Origin of the sequence: Vibrio sp. bablab_jr001 (assembly GCF_016464285.1) — a bacterium.
Lineage (GTDB): Bacteria > Pseudomonadota > Gammaproteobacteria > Enterobacterales > Vibrionaceae > Vibrio > Vibrio fluvialis.
In genome coordinates, this window is sequence record NZ_JACDWZ010000046.1 from 351,562 (window position 1) to 370,830 (window position 19,269).

The following is a 19,269-nucleotide window of genomic DNA, read 5'->3' on the forward strand; positions in this document are numbered from 1 at the left end:
GCGGCGTGTTTGCAGCACACCGCCTTATCCGTAGTTATTATTGGGCGGCTTGTTTTGCAGTGGCGATCCAGGAATCAAACAGTTTCTGGTGCGCTTTGATCCAGCCGTTGGCATGCGCCTCGATGTCTTTTTCAGAGTTGTGTCCCTGACTCATCATCATATTTTCGGCACTGACATCATTGATGTTGAGTTTCATGATTTCAAACAGTTTGGCCGCGGCCGGGTTTTGCTCAGCAAATTGTTTGTTGGCGACGATTTTCATCGAGTTCATCTGGAAGCCATAGTTTTTGCCGTTTGGCAGCGTGGTATCGACATCTTTACGATCGCCCGGTAACGCTGAGAATGGCACTTCCAGCCACACCACATCTTTACCCGGAACTAAAACGCCACTTACCCAGTAAGGTGTCCAGGTGTAGTACAAGATGGAGTCGCCTTTTTTGTAGCGCGAGATGGTATCAGCGATGATCGCCGCGTAGTTACCCTGATTGTGGGTGACAGTGTCACGCAAGCCAAAAGCATCCATCTGATGTTCAATCACGCTTTCACAACCCCACCCTGGGTTACAACCGGTCAAATCGGCTTTGCCATCGTCGTTGGCATCAAACAGTTTGGCGATTTTAGGATCTTTCAACTGCTCAATATTGGTGATGTGATACTTATCGGCGGTCTTTTTATCAATCAGATAGCCCTGTGCGGCACCGGAAATGTAATCCCCTTTGCGATAGAACTTGTCGTCACCGCCGGCGGCGATGTACTTGCCTTCATGCAGCGGCGCCCAGTTCACGGCCAGATAAGTGGCATCTCCCTCGCTGATGGAGGTGTAGCCCACGTTGTAGTCGACTTCTTTGGTGGGTAGTACGGTGTAACCTAGCGCTTCCATCGCTTTGTTGACGATCAGCGTTTGGAACGTCTCTTCAGCCACTGTCGACTGAACAGGTTGCACTGTAATACCATCACCCGGCAACTTGGCCCAAGCGGGGGCTGAGAGCGTTGCACCTGCCACAAGTCCTGTGGTGAGCATCGTCTTCCATGCTACGTTCATTTCTGTTCTCCTAGTTTTTTATTACCTTCGGTGTGTGTGAATTTCAGTTTCAGTTGATACACGAGTGAGGCGGGGCCTTTCTCGTACCAATGGGTTTTCTTATCTCGGCTATTCGCGCCGATGGTCTGAGTAATGCGGTCAAGCAGAATGGCCAAAATCACGATGCCCAAACCACCCACGGCAGCGAGGCCCATATCCAGTCGGCCAATGCCGCGCAGCACCATCTGACCTAAACCGCCGACGGCTATCATTGAAGCAATCACCACCATTGACAGTGACAGCATCAGTGTCTGGTTGACGCCCGCCATAATGGTTGGCATCGCCAGCGGCAATTGAATGCGGTACAGCATCTGTTTCGGGCTGGCGCCAAATGCGTGGCCTGCTTCGATCAGTTCTTCCGGTACCTGCTGGATCCCCAAAATGGTCAGGCGCACAATCGGTGGCAGAGCGAAGATGATGGTCACGACCACGCCCGGTACATTACCGATACCAAACAACATGACGATGGGCACCAGATAAACGAAAGCGGGCGTGGTTTGCATTGCATCGAGTATGGGTCTGACAATTTTGGCCGCGGTATCACTGCGCGCCAGCCAGATGCCGAGTGGCAAACCGATGAGCAGACAGAAAAAGACCGACGTCATCACCAGCGCCAGTGTAACCATGGCTTGGTCCCAGGCACCAATCAGGCCGATCACCAGCAGCGAGCAAAATGACGCAATCCCCATGCGCGACCCCGCCAGTTGCCAGGCGAGCAAAAAGAGGATCAGCAGCATGATCGGGGCTGGCGTAGAGACCAGTGCGGTCTGAAATGAGCTGAGAATGAAATCGATCGGTAAGCGAATCGCCTGAAACACCGGGCGACCGTGGGTCACCAGCCAGTTGAGAGCGGTTTCCACCCAGCTATCAAAGGGCAGAATGGCGTCTTTGAAGGGGTGCATCCAATCAAAAGGGACGTCCGTTGGTGCGGTGTTGAGCCAGTCGTTGCCGGCGGTTGCCGCATCGCTACCGGTTGACCAAGGGTCGGCCGTGGTTGTCGTTTGTGCTGCAGCGCCCCACGGGTCTGCGGGTTGCGCCGCTGAAACCGTTGTTTCCGTTGTCATGATTCTTTCCTGTTTTCCAATAGGGTTTAACTACGCGCTTTCTGAGCGGTGGTTATTCGCGATCGAGTGTTTGTAACAAGCGGGTCTTAGTGATAACGCCGTAGTAGCGTCCGTCATCATCGACCACCGGCACGGAATAAGGCACTTGCGCGACCTGACCAATTAAGTCTCCGACCGAAACGTCGGGCGAGATGGTGACGGTGTCTGCCAGCAGTGCGCTGCTCAGGGAGCGTTGTTCGCGTTTTGCCTCTTTGAGTGAATCGAGCGAGACAATGCCGGTGTATTTGTTGGCGCGATCCACCACGATGCCGAACTCACGGTCGTTGTCGAGCAGCATTTGCATAGCGGCTGCCGGACCGTCGTTGTCGTGCTTTTTAAACACAGCGGCGGGGTTCTTGCGGGCAATGTCTTTGGCGCAAAACACACTGGCGACATTCACGCCACGGAAGAAAGAGCTGACGTAGTCATTGGCGGGCTGATGCAGGATTTCATCGGGTGTGCCGACCTGAACCACCACACCATCTTGCATGATCGCAATCCGATCGCCGATGCGCATTGCTTCGTCCAAATCGTGGGAGATGAACACGATGGTCCGTTTGTCATCATTTTGCAGACGAATCAGTTCATCCTGCATTTCGGTTCGAATTAGCGGGTCGAGGGCGGAGAATGCCTCGTCCATCAGCAAAATGTCCGGATCGTTAGTCAGCGCACGCGCCAGACCGACCCGCTGTTTCATCCCGCCGGACAACTCGTCCGGATACGATTCGCAATAGGCATCGAGCCCAACGCGCTCCAGCGCCGCTTTTGCCGCCTGATGACGTTGCGCTTCTGGCACGCCAGCCAGTTCCAGACCAAACGCAGTGTTTTCAATCACTGTCATGTGCGGCATCAGCGCAAAGTTTTGAAACACCATCGAAATGTTTTGACGACGAACTTCTCGCAGCTCGTGATCGGAGATATGGGCGATATCGCTGCCTTTGAGCAGAACGCTGCCACGGGTAGGCTCGATAAGGCGATTGAGCAGCCGCACCAGAGTCGATTTTCCTGAGCCGGACAGACCCATGATGACGAAGATTTCCCCTTCGTTGATCGACAGTGATACGTCTTTAACCCCCACGGTCAGGCCGGTTTGCTCAAAAATCTGATCTTTATTGAGCCCTTGTTCGATGAGAGTAAAGGCGTCCTCGGGTGTCTCTCCAAACACTTTAAAGAGGTTCTTCACTTCAAGCATAGTTGACATCATTTACATCCTTTGTTGTCGTCTAATTGTTGAGACGATAAATTGTAAATATTAATAGTACACTAAACATTAATCTGGCGATTATCAAGCTGATATTACCGTTACCTATAGCGAATTTATGATTAATTTGTTGATTTTAATGAAAAATAAAAATAGCAAAAAACTCACATATAATTTGAGTTAGAATGTTTCGTATTGGTTTTAATATGACAAGGCGAATTAGAAATACGTTGCCGTTGAGAAGAGACAAAAGAGGAGTGATACGTGCAGAAAATTTGGTTGGTAGTCGGAGGTTTGCTGACGATAGTGGCGGCAAATGTATGGGCGGCGTCGGAATCGCAAGGCGCAGATAGAACGCCGGCGTATTCAGAAACGGCGGTGCTCGATCGCCCTTTGATGGAGCGCTACATATTAGATGAATTGAAATCACTGCGTCAGGACCAACAGGATCTCGAGCGCAGAGTCACAGTGCAGATCACGGACCGTGAACTTGCGGTAGCGGACAAATCGATGAACTACGCCAACGTGACGGTCACCTATTTCTTCTACATCATTGCTGGCGTCGCGTCGTTAGTTGCGTTGGTGGGGTGGCAATCGCTGCGCGAGGTCAAACACAACACGCGTGAAATGGCCGACAAGCGGCTCAACAAAATTGCGATGGAATATGAGAAGAAATTTGTTGCGCTGGAGCGGGATCTGAAACGTAAGACACGTATCATCACCGAAAACAACCGCGAAATCGAAATCATCAACGAAATTCACAACTTATGGCTGCGCGCCCAAAGTGTGCAAACGGCGGATCAACGCATCGAAGTGTACGATGAAATTCTCAAAATTCGCCCGGGCGATTTGGAAGCGTTGACTTATAAAGCTGATGCGGCGATGGAAATCCGCGAGTACCACTGGGCGATGAGCCTGTGTAACCGAGTGTTGGAGCTGGATGAAAGCAATGGCCCGGCGCTGTACCAACGCGCGTGTGCGTATGCCCGCTTAGGGGCGGAAGAGCAGGCGTTGGAGGACATTCAGCGTGCGATTGATACCAGCCCGTCGCTACGTGATTTGGTTGCGGATGAAGCGGATTTCGAGTCTTTATACGGCAACAAAAAATTCGATCTTTTGGTCAGCGGTTCACAAACAGAATGAATGGTTTACACAGAAATTTGAAAAGTTATGTGTGATAACCAACACTTGTCCTAACGACAAATTATTATCATTAGACACACCCGGGGTTTTCACCGATAAAGCGCGTGACATCAAGGGTGTCAGGCGTGGTTTCGGTCCCGGAGCCACTACATTCTCTTTGTTCTTGCGAGATATGATGTGGAACAACAATCCAAATTAGACAGCGTTCGCGCTGATTACAACGTTCATTACTGGAGCCAGGGCTTCTTCGGCATTGATGATCACGGTGAAGTGTATGTGTCACCGAGAAAAGACGGTGCTCACCCAACGCAACTCAGTTCGATTGTAAAGCAGCTTGAAGCGCGTAATTTGAATTTGCCTGTGCTTGTACGTTTTCCGCAGATCCTGCACCAACGTGTGCACAACATCTGTGATGCCTTCAACCAGGCGATTGAAGAGTATGACTACCCGAACAAATACCTGTTGGTTTACCCAATCAAAGTAAACCAGCAAAAAGAAGTGGTTGACGAAATTCTGGCCAGCCAGGCTGAGTTGGAAACCAAACAGCTGGGTCTGGAAGCAGGCAGTAAGCCAGAGCTTCTGGCGGTGCTGGCGATGGCGCAGCAAGCGAGCTCAGTGATCGTATGTAACGGCTACAAAGACCGCGAATACATGCGCTTGGCACTGATCGGCGAAAAGCTGGGTCACAAAGTCTTTATCGTACTGGAGAAGCTGTCTGAGCTGGATCTGGTGCTGAAAGAAGCGAAGAGCCTCGGCGTGAAACCGCGTCTGGGTCTGCGTATTCGTCTGGCCTCTCAAGGCGCGGGCAAATGGCAGTCAAGCGGCGGCGAAAAGTCGAAATTCGGCTTGGCGGCGGCGCAGGTTCTGACGGTGATTGAACGTTTGAAAGCGGAACAACAGCTGGACGCGCTGCAACTGGTGCATTTCCACCTGGGTTCGCAAATGGCGAACATTCGCGACGTGCGTAACGGCGTGAACGAAGCGGCACGCTTCTACTGTGAACTACGCGAACTGGGTGCTCAAATCCAGTATTTCGATGTGGGCGGTGGTCTGGCGGTCGATTACGACGGCACACGCAGCCAGTCTTCGAACTCGATGAACTATGGCCTGCTGGAATACGCCCGCAACATCGTGAACACCGTGGGCGACATGTGTAACCTGTACAGTCAGCCAATGCCGACCATTATTTCAGAATCTGGCCGTTCGCTGACTGCGCACCACGCCGTGCTGATCACCAACGTGATTGGTGCCGAAGCGTACTCGCCAGAAGCGATCGAAGCGCCTGCGGAAGATGCACCACTGCTGATGCAGAACATGTGGCGCAGTTGGGAAACTCTGCGTGAAGGTACCGATGCGCGCGCGTTGATTGAGATTTACAACGACACGCAAAGCGATCTGTCTGAAGCGCACAGCCTGTTTGCCACTGGCGTGATTAACCTTCAGCACCGTGCGTGGGTCGAGCAGCTATCACTGCGTATTTACCACGAACTGCGTTTGAAAATGAGCAATAAGAACCGCTTCCACCGTCCGATTCTGGACGAGTTGCAGGATCGTCTGGCAGACAAGTTCTTCGTGAACTTCTCGCTGTTCCAGTCGCTGCCGGATGCGTGGGGTATCGATCAGGTGTTCCCGGTGCTGCCATTGTCTGGTCTGGAAAAGGTGGAAGACCGCCGTGCAGTCATGCTGGATATTACTTGTGACTCAGACGGCGCTGTTGAGCAGTACGTTGAAGGTCAGGGTATTGAAACCACGCTACCAGTACCAGCGTGGACAAACGATCAACCATACCTGATGGGTTTCTTCCTGGTGGGCGCGTATCAGGAAATTCTGGGCGACATGCACAACCTGTTTGGCGACACGCACAGCGTCGTGGTGAACATCACAGATAAAGGTGAATCCGATATTACTTTCATTAACGAAGGTGATACGGTCGAAGACATGATGCGTTACGTACATATTGATGTGGACGCGATTCGCACCAACTACCGCCAGCTGGTTAGCCAGCGTGTAGCGGCAGAGGAACAAGAGACCGTTCTGGCAGAGCTGGAACAGGGCTTGAGCGGTTATACCTATCTAGAGGATTTCTAAATGAATGATTTGTTTACTAAAACTGATTATTCACTGTATTCAAATGCGATGACGTTTGTGCGTCGTCCTTACGAACGCAACCCGATTGACACTGACGCCGATGTGGTGGTGCTGGGTGTGCCACTCGACATGGCGACATCAGGCCGTCCTGGTGCGCGTATGGGCCCGGACGCGATTCGTCGTGCGTCGGTGAACCTGGCGTGGGAAGGCAAAAAATTCCCTTGGGATTTTAACCTGTTCAAACGTATCAACGTGGTTGATGCGGGTGATTTGGTGTTTGACTGTGGTGACGCAGAAGATTTCACTTACCGTCTGGAAGCAGCGACGAATGAAATTCTGAAAAGCGGTAAAACCATGCTGGCTCTGGGCGGAGACCATTTCATCACTCTGCCAATCCTGCGTGCTTACGCGAAGCATCACGGTGAAATGGCGCTGATTCATTTTGACGCGCACACGGACACTTACGCGAACGGCAGTGCGTACGACCACGGCACCATGTTCTACCATGCGCCGAAAGAAGGCCTGATTTCACCAAAACACTCGGTGCAAGTCGGCATTCGTACCGAGTACAAGCAGGAAGGTCATGGCTTTAACGTGATCAACGCGATGCAGGCGAACGATATGTCGGTGGACGAAATCGTTGGTCAAATCAAACACATCGTGGGTGACAAGCCAGTCTATCTGACATTCGATATCGACTGTCTGGATCCTGCATTTGCCCCAGGTACAGGTACGCCAGTGTGTGGCGGTCTGACTTCAGACAAAATCCTGAAGATTATCCGCGGCCTGAAAGGCATCAACATGGTGGGTATGGATGTGGTAGAAGTCTCACCGCCGTACGACCAGAGCGATCTGACGTCACTGGCTGGCGCGACCATCGCACTGGAACTGTTGTATGTTTGGGCATCGAACAAAGCCGCCGAATAAATATAACCTGAATATGAAAACCGAGGCCATCGCCTCGGTTTTTTTATGTCTGTTTATTTCTCACTGACAAGATTTAGCTAAGCGGCACGTATAAGCTTCTCTTTGGCGTATCGAGCACCACATTGGTGTTGACGCGGCGTATCTGCGGGTAAAGCGCCATGATCTCTTCCATAAAGCCATCGTAGGCTTTGGCGTTGGGGGCCGTGATCACCAGCATCAGGTCGACACTGCCCGTGACATAAAACACCTGCTGAATGTGGCTCTGCTGCTCCGCCCAGCGACGAAACTTGCTCAACACCGCATAGTTATCCCGGTCGATTTCCAGCCCGGCGAGAAAAGTCATGGCGTGCGTCGTTACTGCCGGGTCGACAATCGCCACCTCCGCCTGAATCACGCCCTCTTCACGCAGTCGTTTGATGCGTCGCTGCACCGCAGACGGCGACAACCCGACCTGCTCAGCAATCAGGTCGCTGGCAAGACGACAGTTACGTTGCATCAGCTCAAGAATTTTGTGGTCAAAGGCATCCAGGGTCGGGGTCATACTCATCCTTGCGCGGCTGAGCCGCAAATCGCGCACTAAAACGCGGGGTTTCTGCATTCTGCTGGCTAGGATAGCCGATTTTTGTGAGTGATTGAAATTCACAATAGCTCCAGAGGTAAAGTTAAAATTTAACAAATGGAGTTGCGTAATTATGCACAAAGATGAGGCTCAAGTTTCCTGCTTCCAATCCTGCTCGCCACAGACGCAGGCTGTTCATGCGATGATTGCGGCAGACCCGTCTACCGCCGCGATTGCGCCCAATATTGTGATGTCGGTGAATCATGTGTTTGACCCGGCGCAAGGGGCGTTCTCGGCTCAAGGTGTGGGTGATATCACGGAGGCGCCGTATCTCTATGCGGGGTGGACGAATCCCACGGTGCGCCTGCTGGAGCAGCGTTTGGCGGTGCTGGAGCAGGCGGAAGACGCCATGGCGACGGCGACAGGCATGGCGGCGATGTCGGCGGTTTTTCTGTCCCTGTTACGTGCTGGCGATCATCTCATCATCAGTGATGTCTGCTACGCAGGCGTGTACGAGTTTGCGACTCAGGTGCTGCCTCTGTATGGCATCGAAGTGTCCGTGGTGAATACATCGTGCACTGATAATGTGCAACGCGCCCTGCGGAAAAGCACAAAACTGGTGCACATTGAAACGCCGTGTAATCCGCTGCTGCGACTCACGGATATTGCCGCATTGGCGACACTGCTTAAAGCGCACGATGTGTTGCTGTGCGCCGATTCAACCTTCTCAACCCCGGTCATTACCCGACCACTCAGCCTCGGTGCTGACATTGTGGTTCATTCGCTGACTAAGTTCATTAATGGTCATGGTGATGTGCTGGGTGGCTGCGTACTGGGTTCTAAGTTATTGATCCAAAAGATACGGGCGATGGCTGGCGTTTACCTTGGGGCTTCGTTGGCCGCGCAAAGTGCTTGGCTCATTATGCGCGGTATGGAAACCCTGTATCCGCGGATGAAAACCTTATGCGAATCGGCGCTTCAAGTGGCGCAGTGGCTGGAAAATCATCCCCGTGTAGCACGGGTTCTTTACCCCGGTTTGACCTCACACCCACAATTTCCTCTGGCTCAACAACAAATGGATCTTTTTGGCGGCATTATTGCATTCCAGGTAGATGACATCGATTTGATTGAGCAGCGTTTTGCGCACGAATCGGCCATGTTTTATTACGCTTTTTCCATTGGTCATCAACGTAGTTTGGCGGTGGTGATGAGAACCGATGATCTTGATGCATCGACTTATCGATTTACTCCGGAGCAAAAAGCACATTTCTGTCGTGATGCCGGACAGGGCATCGTCAGGCTGTCAATTGGCTTGGAATCACCGACAGATTTAATCCGGGATCTCGAAATGGCTCTCAGATAATGGTTGCATATTTATTCTAAAGTATTAGTGATAAATTCGAAAAGTTGTTGAAATGTTGCCATATTGTATCGCATTATCTTTAAGGATCTGATGTCAATCGCGTTTGCGTGACATGCAGTAATACAACATCGTATTTGTCATTGGACGAACGACAAAATAACAATTCTTACATAAGGGATAATATGAAAAACTTCATTAAATCTACTGCAGCCGGGCTGGCCATTGCTTGCTCACTACTTGGTGCCAGTCAAGCGATGGCATCTGAGTCTGCGTTAGAAACCGTTCTGAGCACAGGTGAATTAAAAGTTTGTTTTGATGCGGGCTACATGCCGTTTGAAATGAAGACCAAAGACGGCCGTTACATCGGTTTCGATATCGATCTGGGTAAACACATGGCCCGCTCTATGGGCGTGAAATTCACGCCAGTGAACACGGCGTGGGACGGCATCATTCCTGCTATGTTGACAGGAAAATGTGACATCATCATGGGTGGCATGACCGTTACCGCAGAACGTAACCTGAAAGTAAACTTCGCAACGCCTTACATTGTTATCGGCCAGTCTGTTGTGTTGTCACCAAAACTGGAAGGTAAAGTGAAGAGCTACAAAGATCTGAACGATCCGAAATTCACTATCGCGACTAAACTTGGCACCACGGGTGTAGAAGCGGCGAAGAAATACGTTCCAAACGCGAAACTTGACCTGTACGACACCGAAGTGGACGCGGTACTGCAAGTGGTGAACGGCAAAGCGGATGCTTTCATCTACGACTTCCCATACAACGCGATTTACAGCGCGCAAAACCAAGGCAAAGTGGTTCACCTGGCTGAACCGTTCACATACGAGCCTCTGGGGTGGGCGATTCGTCAAAACGATCCTAACTTCCTCAACTTCCTGGACAACTACCTACGCCAAATCAAAGGCGACGGTACTTACGATCGCATCTACGACAAGTGGTTCAAATCAGACAGCTGGCTGAAAGAAGTTCAGTAAGCTAAGCCATTTATCGTCAGACAGTGATCTGTCATAACCGGGCAGCCCCGTTGCCCGGTTCATTCAAAAGAATAAAGAGAATCTGAGTGATGCAGTCAAAATCCTCAAAATTGGTCGGACACGCCATTTATGTGCTGATCATGGTGCTGCTGGTGGGAGCGGTTTATTTCTCCGGACGCAGCATCAATTACAACTGGCACTGGGATCGTTTGTGGCCATACGTCGTTAACACCGAAATGCAGGAAATTCGTGCAATGGGTGACGGCACCGCATCGATCAAAGATGGTCAATTAGTCATTGCACTTGAAGGGCAGAATTCGCCTCAAGTTATCGAGAATTACACACAACTCATGGTTGGTGAGGGTGACCTGGTATTTCAGGGTGACACCATTGCCAAACTCAATGAATGGAAGTTCGGGCCGATTGCTCATGGCCTTTGGGTAACCATTGAAATCTCGTTTATTTCTCTGATCTTTGCCGTTCTGCTGGGCCTGGTCTTTGGCCTGATGCGGGTCGCCAAAAATCAGACCGCAAGGAATCTGGCGTTAACCTACGTTGAATTGATACGTGGCACACCGCTACTGGTGCAAATCTTCATCGTTTACTTCTTTATCGGTACGGTTCTGGATTTCGATCGCTTTACCGCGGGCGTGGTCGCGTTGTCGGTATTTACTGGCGCGTACGTGGCTGAAATCGTCCGAGCGGGTATTCAGGCGATTCCGAATGGGCAGATGGAAGCGGCGCGCTCGCTCGGTATGACTTATCCGAAAGCGATGCGTTACGTCATTTTGCCTCAGGCGCTGAAACGCACACTGCCGCCATTGGCTGGTCAGTTCATCAACCTGATCAAAGACTCGTCACTGGTATCGGTTATCTCGATCACCGATCTGACCAAAGCGGGTCGTGAAGTGGTGAGTGGCAGTTTTGCTCCGTTTGAAGTGTGGTTTACCGTCGCAGCGCTTTATTTGCTGGTGACCGGTACCCTGTCTTGGGCTATTCAACGTTTAGAGAAGAGGTTATCGGCCAGTGACTAGTGAATACAATGGCGTCGATATGGTGTACGCCAACAACGTCGACAAATTTTATCCAAACGGCTGTCATGCGCTGAAATCCGTCTCAACTACGGTTAAACGTGGCGAGGTGGTGGTGATCATCGGCCCGTCAGGCTCAGGCAAATCTACGTTTTTGCGTACGCTGAACCAGTTGGAAGAGATCTCTTCCGGCACCATCATTGTGGATGGTTTCGACATGTACGCCAAAACCACAGACATAAACGTACTGCGCCAGAACGTCGGCATGGTGTTTCAGAGCTTTAACCTGTTTCCACACATGACCGCGCTACAGAACGTGATGCTGGCACCGCTGAAAGTGTCCAAGCGTCCGACAGCCGAAGTGGAAGCGGACGCCAAGCAACTGATCAAGCGCGTCGGTCTGGAAGATCGCATGAATAACTTTCCGTCGCACTTGTCGGGTGGTCAGCAGCAACGTGTGGCGATTGCCCGCGCGCTGGCGATGAAGCCGGATCTGATGCTGTTTGATGAACCGACATCCGCGCTTGACCCGGAAATGGTGGGTGAAGTACTGGACGTTATCAAAGGACTGGCAAAAGAGGGCATGACCATGGTGATCGTGACTCACGAAATGGGCTTTGCCCGTGAAGTGGCGGATCGAGTGCTGTTTATGGAAGACGGTAAGCTATTGGTGGATGACAACCCGAAAGCGGTCTTCGACAGTCCGGATCATCCACGCTTGCAGCAGTTCCTGGCGAAAGTTTTGTAACGATTTTCTCGTGGATTATTGACAAACCGAGCCTCGACAAGGCTCGGTTTTTTGTTAAGCAAAGCACAGTTTTTGGCTCTTTGCGCTGAATTTGTGTCCAGATTGGCTCATGCTTGCTGCTTGAGTTCATGGCCTTGTTACGATCATTTACACCTCTGTAAGAGTAAGTAAAGATGACGCGTGGCACTGCGCCGCTTCGCTATACTGGCACGCCCAAGTAGCTGAGCGAATTCAAGCTGTGAGCTGGCCTGAATCGGCATTATGTCGTCAGCCAGACAGGAGCAAAACGCACTACTTGGAGTTTTTGGGTTTACACTCTGTGATTCTTGGATGCGGGATATGAAAAAAACTGGATTAATTGTCGCGCTGTCCGCGACCTGTATGTCTTTACTTCCTACCATGAGTACCGCGGCGCCGGTCGTTGTTCCCAACCCACCTCAATTGTCGGCCAAAGGCTATGTGCTGATTGACTACAACACCGGACAGGTATTGGTGGAACACAACGCCAATGAAAAAATGAACCCGGCCAGCCTGACCAAACTGATGACCTCTTATGTCGCGGGTCAGGAGATGAAACGCGGCAACATCAAACCGACCGATCAAGTCACCATCAGCCAGAAAGCGTGGGCCAAGAATTTCCCCGATTCATCGAAAATGTTTATTGAGGTTGGCACCAGCGTCAACATGATGGATCTCTATCGCGGTCTGATTGTGCAGTCGGGCAACGACGCGAGTGTCGCGATTGCCGAACACGTCGCGGGCTCTGAAAATGCGTTTGTCGATCTGATGAACTCCTGGGCGCAGCGTTTAGGGCTGAGCAATACCGCGTTTACCAACCCTCATGGATTGGATAGCGACGGCCTTTACACCACGCCTTACGACATCGCGAAGCTGGCGCAAGCGATCATTCGTGATTTGCCGGACATCTATCCTATCTACAGCGAAACGTCGTTCACCTACAACGGTATTACTCAGTACAACCGCAATGGCCTACTGCGCGATCGGAGTATGAACGTTGATGGCATGAAAACCGGTTATACCAGCGGTGCGGGCTACAGTTTGGTGACGTCTGCAACCAGCGGCAATATGCGCTTGATCTCCGCCGTGATGGGAGCCAACAGCATGAAGAGCCGGGAGTCGGACAGTAAACAACTGCTGAGTTACGGATTCCGCTTCTTTGATACGGTTGCGCCGCACAAAGCGGGCGAGACCATTGAGACGGCGCGGGTCTGGATGGGGAATAAAGATGACCTGCCGATTGGGGTCGCACAAACCACCTACCTGACTTTGATGAAAGGCGAACTGCCACAGCTGAGCGGGATGATTGAACTTGACGGTGAACTTAAAGCACCCATTGAGCAGGGTGACGTGGTCGGCAAAGTGATTTATCAGATTGACCAACGTAAAGTGGGCGAAGCGCCGTTGATTGCGCTGGAAAGTGTTGATACCGGCAGTTGGTTCAAGCAGGCAATGGATTGGGTGAAGCGTTTGTTCGCCAGCCTGTTTGCATAGCAATCTGAGAGTTAGGTAAAGACTGGCCCGCGTTTTGCGGGCCTTTTTGCTTGCGCAATCGCGTTGTCGACTGACTGTTTCTTCATCAACCTGAGCATGACATTGGTGGCGATCTGGCTTCCATAACCATGGACTGTGGGAAATCTTGGACAGAAACTCACTTTCGATTGACATACGGTTTATGGGTTTTTGTCATTTTCATAGCATTAGGTGATGAATTGAGGAAACACAATGGAATTTGGCCCAGAGGATCGTATTGCTCTGTACGATGTTTGGATGTCCCAAAAAGCAAAAATGCATCTGACGCAGATGGAAATGACCAAAAGACTGGGGGTCAGTCAGGTCGAGTTTTCAAACATTTTGCGTGGCAACGCACCGCTGACGATGGCGTTTGTTACTAAGTTTTGTCAGCAACTGCATGTGGAGCCACATAACGTGCTGCCGACGCTGAAGAATAAGTTCATCTCGGGTGAGCATCTGGTTCACCTGCAAAACCGCGTCACGGTCGATGGTGAAATTCAGCGTGTTCTGATTGATGGTAATCAGGTCATTATTGAATACACGCATCTGGCACGATGAGCAGCGCGTAGGCTTCTGATATGAAGAACAAAACCGGGATCTGCCCGGTTTTTTTGTCACCGGATTAGTGACGATTTTTTCTTTGTCGTCACGAGTGTGCGTCCTGATTGGTGCTTGTCCGGAAAGAAACGCTGGCGCAAACTAAGACCAAACTTAGAATAAAAACAGTCGCCAGCCGTCAGTTTAGTTACGCTCAACCGTCTTACTTTTTGTTGCCGGACTCTTTCCTGAAATTCCTTAGTCATCATTGCGTTGATGCTTGCTGCACAACGTAGAGACTTCGGCTAAGGCAAAGAGCCCGCCGCTCTGCTTGCCACGCTGCACGTCGCCGCTGACTCCGCATTCTTCGTTCCATATTCTGATTTCTGCTGTTCTATACTTCTAATCTAACCCATTGAGATTATTTCGTTATGTTTGAAGAATTAGCACTGGGAGGCTTACTGTTCAGTCCGTTGGTGGTGTTTGTGCCCATGGCGTTCATTCTTTCCTGTCTGACCCGCTTCGTGCTGCATACAACGGGTGTTTACCATCTGCTGTGGAAAGCCGCCTGGTTCGAAGTGGGGCTGTTTGTTTGTTATCTGGCTGTAGTTGTTCATTTTTTCGGGAGTTAATGTTGCGCATGGGAAAATTATTTCGAATTTCGCTGACTCTGGCGGTGGTCATTATTGCCGTCATTGCTGGCCATTGGGTCTGGAACCACTACCTCTATTCTCCCTGGACACGCGACGGACGCATTCGCGCCGAAGTGATCACCATTGCGCCGGATGTTTCCGGCTGGGTGAAAACACTCAATGTGAAAGATAACCAACCAGTGACAAAAGGCGACTTGATTTTCAGTGTTGATGACACCCGTTATCAGGCCAAAATCAAAGAGTTGACCGCGCAGGTTGAAAATAAACAATATTCACTCGATTTGGCTCGCCATCAGTACCATCGCCGCCAGCAGTTAACCGATAAAAAACTGATCAGTGAAGAGACAGTGGAAAGCGCGCGCATCAATACCGAACTGGCACAAGCGAGTCTGGATATCGCTAAAGCGCAGCTGAACAGCGCGCAAATCAACCTCGACCGTACTCAGGTTCACGCGCCGGCCGACGGTACCTTGATTAACCTCAATTTGCGTGAAGGCAACTACGTCAGCCAGGGCAGTTCGGTGATTTCGCTGGTCAAAACAAATTCGTTCTACGTGACCGGCTATTTCGAAGAAACCAAACTTCCGCTGATCAAAGTGGGGCAGAAAGCCAAGATTAGCCTGATGAGCGGCGGTGAGCCGCTGACGGGCTCTGTGGTGAGCATCGGCAAAGCGATTGCCGACAGCAACACCAGCAGCAACGGGCAGTTGTTGCCTCAGGTGCAACAAACTTTCAACTGGGTGCGACTGGCACAGCGTATTCCGGTCGATATCAAACTGGATCCGCTGCCGGAAGGCATCAACATCAGCGCCGGGATGACGGTCTCCATTTATCTGCAAGAAGCTGAGTAAAGCCCATGGGTGTGTTACTTAACAGCTTGTTAATGCCGGATAAACGGGCGGTGTTGTTTGCGATCAAAGGGGTCATTGCGATGGCGTTGTCGCTGTATATCGCCATGTTCCTCAATCTGGATCGTCCTTACTGGGCGCTGGTGTCGGCGGTGTTTTTGCAAATCCGTCCGGAAGGCGGTCTGGTTATCGAAAAAGGTTTGTGCCAAATCGTCGGTACGCTGGTCGGGGGTATCGTCGGGATTGCCATTCTCAACTGGTTTGCGCCGTATCCGGAAATTGCCCTGCCTTTGCTTGTGCTGTGGCTGGGTTTTAACTCCGGTATGGGCGCAATGGTACGTCGTACCAATTTCATTTACGCCTTTGCGATGGCGGGTATTACCGCCTGTCTGATTGTGTTGCTGGTGATGGTGTCGCCGTCGACCGCCAGCAGTCAGACCATCTTTCAAGTCGCTCAGGCGCGCGTGAGCGAAATCATCGTCGGTGCTATCTGCGCGGCGTTGGTGAGTAAACTGATCTTTCCGATGGAAGTAAAAGATGGCCTGCGCACTCATGCGCGCAATGTCATCAACCAAACGCTGAGTTATCTGAGTCTGGAACTGGACAAAGAGGGATCCCACGAAAACCGGCATCAGCACATTGATGCGATCCTGGAATCGATTGCGGTGATGAGCGATGACTTGAGCGCGGTGGTATACGAAGGTCCGGAAGGCCCGGGACAGAGTAAAGCCGCCAGCCTGATTTGCAATAAAACACTGTCGCTGCTTGCGGTGATTCAGATTTTTGGTCGTCTGCAACGCAAACACTCGGAACTGATCGGCGATGATTTGGCGCAGATGATGGCGGAAATGGGCGAAAGCTTCAGACGCATGCAGGCCACAACGGATTATGAAGCGTGCTACAAACTGGCTCAGTCACTGCGCCGCCGTCAGTTGGTGTACAGCAATCAGGCTGTCGACCTCACGCCGTTACAATCTCGGTTGATGAAAGTCTCGCTGGAACTGAGTGCCGATCTGGTGATGATCCTGAAAGGGTATAACGCGCTGATCAGCAAAGAGCCGGTCTTGCTCAATGCACCGAATCTAAAGCCCTACAAAGACCCGCTGGTGGGATTGACGACTGGCCTGCGCACCATGGTGGTATTTTCTGTGGGTGCTGGCGTGTGGGTCGGAACGGGCTCGAGTGCCGCGCTGATGATGATGATCCTGCCGGTGACTTTCTCCATCATGATGGCGCGCTTACCGCTCACCATATTGATGATAGTGCTGCAACGCCTGCTAATGGGAGTGATGATCGCGGTCCCCGTGGCGATTTTTTATGGCCTTGGTTTGCTGGCGCAAAGCAGTGGTGATTATGAGCTGCTGGTGATGATTCTCGCTGGTCCGTATTTCTTTGGTTTGCTGGCGCTGGCGAACCGTCCGACTCTGCCATACGGCCTTGGCTTTTGCATTCCGTTTACCATCTTGATTAGCCCCAGCAACAACATGACGCGTTCGTTTTCGATTGATTCCACGCTCAGCAACGCGCTGTCGATTTTTGTCGGCGTGACGGTGCTGTACTGGATGTTCAAGATGATTACCGGCCCTGGGCTTCAGTTGATGCAACACCGCCTGATGCGCGCAACGCAAAAGGATTTGCGAGAGCTGATGTCTCATCCCGCGCCGGATCACTGGTTTAACGCCCGAATGGGGGACCGCTTGCTGCGCATTGCTACCTACGACAAAAGCATGGCCAGTCGCACGCGTGACATCACGGATTTAGCGTTGACGGGGCTTAATCTGGGGCATGTATCGATTCGTCTGCGCCGTTTAATCTCAGGGGTGCAAAGCAGCAAGGTAGAAACAATGCTTGATGACTGGCAGCAGGCGCTGGCGGATGCCTTCTTCCTCTGTTCTAAAGGCAAAACGACACGTCGGCTCAGCCAAGTCAGTGATGCACTGTTGCAAGCGCTGCGTGAAGAGAATCTACCGAAAGGTCAATTTGAAGTGGTGGAAGGGATGTTTGAGCGCCTGGCGATGACCTTCGAGCGCAGCGCCCAAACCATCGCCGAGAATCAGGCTCAGTGACAAGATTAAGTCCCACAGGGAAGTGAACTCAGGCAGTGCTCCGGCACTGCCTTTTTTATGCTTGTAGCACGTAATTCTACTGATAAAACAGGTGGTTAATGAAACAAGGCGTCCCCATCATGCTTGGCTTGTGCGCGCATTGAGAACACCCTTCCAATTTCCGGCATCAATCTAATTTTTCAGCATACACCCAGATTGAAAAGGGTCATTACTATGCAGCGTTCACTGTGACGGTGAACTGGGTATCGAGTGCGAACAAACAACTGCAAGGAAAAATGATGAAAAAATTATGGTTGGCAATGTCAGTAAGCGCGCTGTGCGCGGCAAATGTACAAGCGTCTGAGTGGGGGTACGAAGGTGCTCACGGGCCTGAACACTGGGGTGCGATATCTCCGGTATGCGCTGCTGGTGTGAACCAGAGCCCGGTTAATATTGATGACGCAGTTGAGGCACAACTGGCGCCTTTAGCTGTGCATTATGCCGGTGTGGTGACCTCTCTGATCAATAATGGCCACACGTTGCAGGCTAGCGTCAGTGGCAACAATACGCTGAGTGTGGATGGTAAAACCTTCACGTTGCAGCAGTTTCATTTTCACACTCCGTCAGAGAACCTGATTAAGGGGCATCAATACCCGCTGGAAGCACATTTTGTTAACGCCGATGCCGAGGGCAATCTGGCGGTGTTAGCCGTGATGTTCGAGGTTGGTAAAGAGAACTCCGCACTAAGCCAACTGACTCAGACATTGCCGAAAAAAGGTCAGTCCCAGCTGTTGAGTAACACATTTCCGGTCAACGATTTGCTACCACAACTGAATGATTATTATCGATTTAATGGATCGCTGACCACACCACCGTGCAGCGAAGGGGTACGTTGGTTTGTACTTAAACAACCGCAGGTGCTCTCTGCGCAGCAGGATCAATCACTGATGCAAGTGATGGGACACAACAACCGACCCGTTCAGCCTCACCATGCCCGAGTGATATTAAGCAACTAGTCGCACTAAAAATAAAATAAATAAGAGTAAAAATGAATAACCTCGTTAATTAAAATAACGGGGTTATTTAAAATTTGTTTAAATTAACTGCGATATAATAAATCCCGAACAAAAAAGAACCACTCTAAACAACGTGTTTAGAGTGGGATTCTGGTAAATCAAAAAAATTAGCTTTTATTTGGGTTCATATTACCAACACATAATAACTCGCGCCGATGGGTTCACAATCCATGTGATAGAGCTATGTCTGCATTGCTGTACAAACTTGCTTTTTAATCTATCCCCAAAAATTGAGAAAAACAAATAAATATCACCTTCAAAAATGGAATGATAATTTTCAGCTTTTTGGGATTCAAACCTTTCGAATTATGGGTGTATATTTTTTTGGACTCGAGGGAAAG

Annotated in this window: 17 protein-coding genes; 13 read left to right on the forward strand and 4 right to left on the reverse strand. The window is 51.0% G+C overall.

The features are described from left to right. Positions 1–37: 37 nt before the first annotated feature. Genes proX through proV form a run of 3 tightly spaced genes read right to left on the reverse strand, consistent with a single transcriptional unit; the run spans position 38 to position 3,385 of the window. A complete protein-coding gene (gene proX / locus JIG40_RS08920; protein WP_020429402.1) occupies positions 38–1,042 on the reverse strand; it encodes a glycine betaine/L-proline ABC transporter substrate-binding protein ProX in 1,005 nt (334 codons plus the stop codon). Continuing rightward, the gene (gene proW / locus JIG40_RS08925; protein WP_061055415.1) at positions 1,039–2,145 is read right to left on the reverse strand and encodes a glycine betaine/L-proline ABC transporter permease ProW; all 1,107 of its coding nucleotides are present in this window, start codon (positions 2,143–2,145) and stop codon (positions 1,039–1,041) included. The genes proX and proW overlap by 4 nt, the downstream gene beginning before the upstream one ends. A 52-nt stretch (positions 2,146–2,197) precedes the next feature. Beyond that, positions 2,198–3,385 carry a glycine betaine/L-proline ABC transporter ATP-binding protein ProV gene (gene proV, locus JIG40_RS08930; protein WP_020429399.1) on the reverse strand — a complete coding sequence of 396 codons (1,188 nt, stop codon included), beginning with the start codon at positions 3,383–3,385 and terminating at the stop codon, positions 2,198–2,200. Between the two features lie 306 nt (positions 3,386–3,691). Between proV and JIG40_RS08935 the strand changes: the two genes are divergently transcribed. The 3 genes from JIG40_RS08935 (at position 3,692) to speB (ending at position 7,543) form a co-directional block, all read left to right on the forward strand. Continuing rightward, entirely contained in the window at positions 3,692–4,528 is an 837-nt protein-coding gene (locus JIG40_RS08935) for a hypothetical protein (protein WP_348541337.1), read from the forward strand. Positions 4,529–4,705: 177 nt separating this feature from the next. Beyond that, positions 4,706–6,616: an arginine decarboxylase gene (gene speA / locus JIG40_RS08940; RefSeq protein ID WP_199465182.1), complete on the forward strand. Its 1,911-nt coding sequence runs from the start codon at positions 4,706–4,708 to the stop codon at positions 6,614–6,616. Beyond that, complete coding sequence (gene speB / locus JIG40_RS08945) at positions 6,617–7,543, forward strand: agmatinase (protein ID WP_020329047.1); 927 nt, start codon at positions 6,617–6,619, stop codon at positions 7,541–7,543. Between the two features lie 73 nt (positions 7,544–7,616). Here speB and JIG40_RS08950 read toward each other — a convergent pair whose 3' ends face one another. After that, complete coding sequence (locus JIG40_RS08950; RefSeq protein ID WP_020329048.1) at positions 7,617–8,084, reverse strand: Lrp/AsnC family transcriptional regulator; 468 nt, start codon at positions 8,082–8,084, stop codon at positions 7,617–7,619. Between the two features lie 151 nt (positions 8,085–8,235). Between JIG40_RS08950 and JIG40_RS08955 the strand changes: the two genes are divergently transcribed. The 10 genes from JIG40_RS08955 (at position 8,236) to JIG40_RS09000 (ending at position 18,868) form a co-directional block, all read left to right on the forward strand. Beyond that, a complete protein-coding gene (locus JIG40_RS08955) occupies positions 8,236–9,465 on the forward strand; it encodes an aminotransferase class I/II-fold pyridoxal phosphate-dependent enzyme (protein WP_199465183.1) in 1,230 nt (409 codons plus the stop codon). Between the two features lie 182 nt (positions 9,466–9,647). Then, complete coding sequence (locus tag JIG40_RS08960) at positions 9,648–10,457, forward strand: transporter substrate-binding domain-containing protein (RefSeq protein WP_158148626.1); 810 nt, start codon at positions 9,648–9,650, stop codon at positions 10,455–10,457. A gap of 89 nt (positions 10,458–10,546) precedes the next feature. Further along, on the forward strand, positions 10,547–11,491 hold the full coding sequence (locus JIG40_RS08965; RefSeq protein WP_020329051.1) for an amino acid ABC transporter permease: 945 nt from the start codon (positions 10,547–10,549) through the stop codon (positions 11,489–11,491). 19 nt (positions 11,492–11,510) lie between these two features. Next, entirely contained in the window at positions 11,511–12,236 is a 726-nt protein-coding gene (locus JIG40_RS08970) for an amino acid ABC transporter ATP-binding protein (RefSeq protein WP_020329052.1), read from the forward strand. 339 nt (positions 12,237–12,575) lie between these two features. Continuing rightward, complete coding sequence (locus JIG40_RS08975; protein ID WP_047459926.1) at positions 12,576–13,748, forward strand: D-alanyl-D-alanine carboxypeptidase family protein; 1,173 nt, start codon at positions 12,576–12,578, stop codon at positions 13,746–13,748. A gap of 231 nt (positions 13,749–13,979) precedes the next feature. Beyond that, positions 13,980–14,327, forward strand: a complete 348-nt coding sequence (locus tag JIG40_RS08980) for a helix-turn-helix transcriptional regulator (RefSeq protein ID WP_020329054.1) — start codon at positions 13,980–13,982, stop codon at positions 14,325–14,327. Positions 14,328–14,737: 410 nt separating this feature from the next. Further along, positions 14,738–14,938, forward strand: a complete 201-nt coding sequence (locus JIG40_RS08985; protein ID WP_020329055.1) for a DUF1656 domain-containing protein — start codon at positions 14,738–14,740, stop codon at positions 14,936–14,938. An 8-nt stretch (positions 14,939–14,946) separates the two neighbouring features. Next, complete coding sequence (locus JIG40_RS08990; protein ID WP_032080039.1) at positions 14,947–15,810, forward strand: HlyD family secretion protein; 864 nt, start codon at positions 14,947–14,949, stop codon at positions 15,808–15,810. Positions 15,811–15,815: 5 nt separating this feature from the next. Next, on the forward strand, positions 15,816–17,873 hold the full coding sequence (locus JIG40_RS08995; RefSeq protein WP_199465184.1) for an FUSC family protein: 2,058 nt from the start codon (positions 15,816–15,818) through the stop codon (positions 17,871–17,873). Positions 17,874–18,151: 278 nt separating this feature from the next. After that, entirely contained in the window at positions 18,152–18,868 is a 717-nt protein-coding gene (locus JIG40_RS09000) for a carbonic anhydrase (RefSeq protein WP_104965137.1), read from the forward strand. The last annotated feature ends 401 nt before the right edge of the window (positions 18,869–19,269 follow it).

Excerpts from the sequence above, each read along its gene's own strand:
- proX (WP_020429402.1), bottom strand. The coding sequence starts at position 1,042 with ATGAACGTAGCATGGAAGACGATGCTCACCACAGGACTTGTGGCAGGT.
- proW (WP_061055415.1), bottom strand. The coding sequence starts at position 2,145 with ATGACAACGGAAACAACGGTTTCAGCGGCGCAACCCGCAGACCCGTGG.
- proV (WP_020429399.1), bottom strand. The coding sequence starts at position 3,385 with ATGTCAACTATGCTTGAAGTGAAGAACCTCTTTAAAGTGTTTGGAGAG.
- speB (WP_020329047.1), top strand. The coding sequence starts at position 6,617 with ATGAATGATTTGTTTACTAAAACTGATTATTCACTGTATTCAAATGCG.
- JIG40_RS08950 (WP_020329048.1), bottom strand. The coding sequence starts at position 8,084 with ATGACCCCGACCCTGGATGCCTTTGACCACAAAATTCTTGAGCTGATG.
- JIG40_RS08955 (WP_199465183.1), top strand. The coding sequence starts at position 8,236 with ATGCACAAAGATGAGGCTCAAGTTTCCTGCTTCCAATCCTGCTCGCCA.
- JIG40_RS08960 (WP_158148626.1), top strand. The coding sequence starts at position 9,648 with ATGAAAAACTTCATTAAATCTACTGCAGCCGGGCTGGCCATTGCTTGC.
- JIG40_RS08965 (WP_020329051.1), top strand. The coding sequence starts at position 10,547 with ATGCAGTCAAAATCCTCAAAATTGGTCGGACACGCCATTTATGTGCTG.
- JIG40_RS08970 (WP_020329052.1), top strand. The coding sequence starts at position 11,511 with ATGGTGTACGCCAACAACGTCGACAAATTTTATCCAAACGGCTGTCAT.
- JIG40_RS08975 (WP_047459926.1), top strand. The coding sequence starts at position 12,576 with ATGAAAAAAACTGGATTAATTGTCGCGCTGTCCGCGACCTGTATGTCT.
- JIG40_RS08980 (WP_020329054.1), top strand. The coding sequence starts at position 13,980 with ATGGAATTTGGCCCAGAGGATCGTATTGCTCTGTACGATGTTTGGATG.
- JIG40_RS08985 (WP_020329055.1), top strand. The coding sequence starts at position 14,738 with ATGTTTGAAGAATTAGCACTGGGAGGCTTACTGTTCAGTCCGTTGGTG.
- JIG40_RS08990 (WP_032080039.1), top strand. The coding sequence starts at position 14,947 with ATGGGAAAATTATTTCGAATTTCGCTGACTCTGGCGGTGGTCATTATT.
- JIG40_RS08995 (WP_199465184.1), top strand. The coding sequence starts at position 15,816 with ATGGGTGTGTTACTTAACAGCTTGTTAATGCCGGATAAACGGGCGGTG.
- JIG40_RS09000 (WP_104965137.1), top strand. The coding sequence starts at position 18,152 with ATGAAAAAATTATGGTTGGCAATGTCAGTAAGCGCGCTGTGCGCGGCA.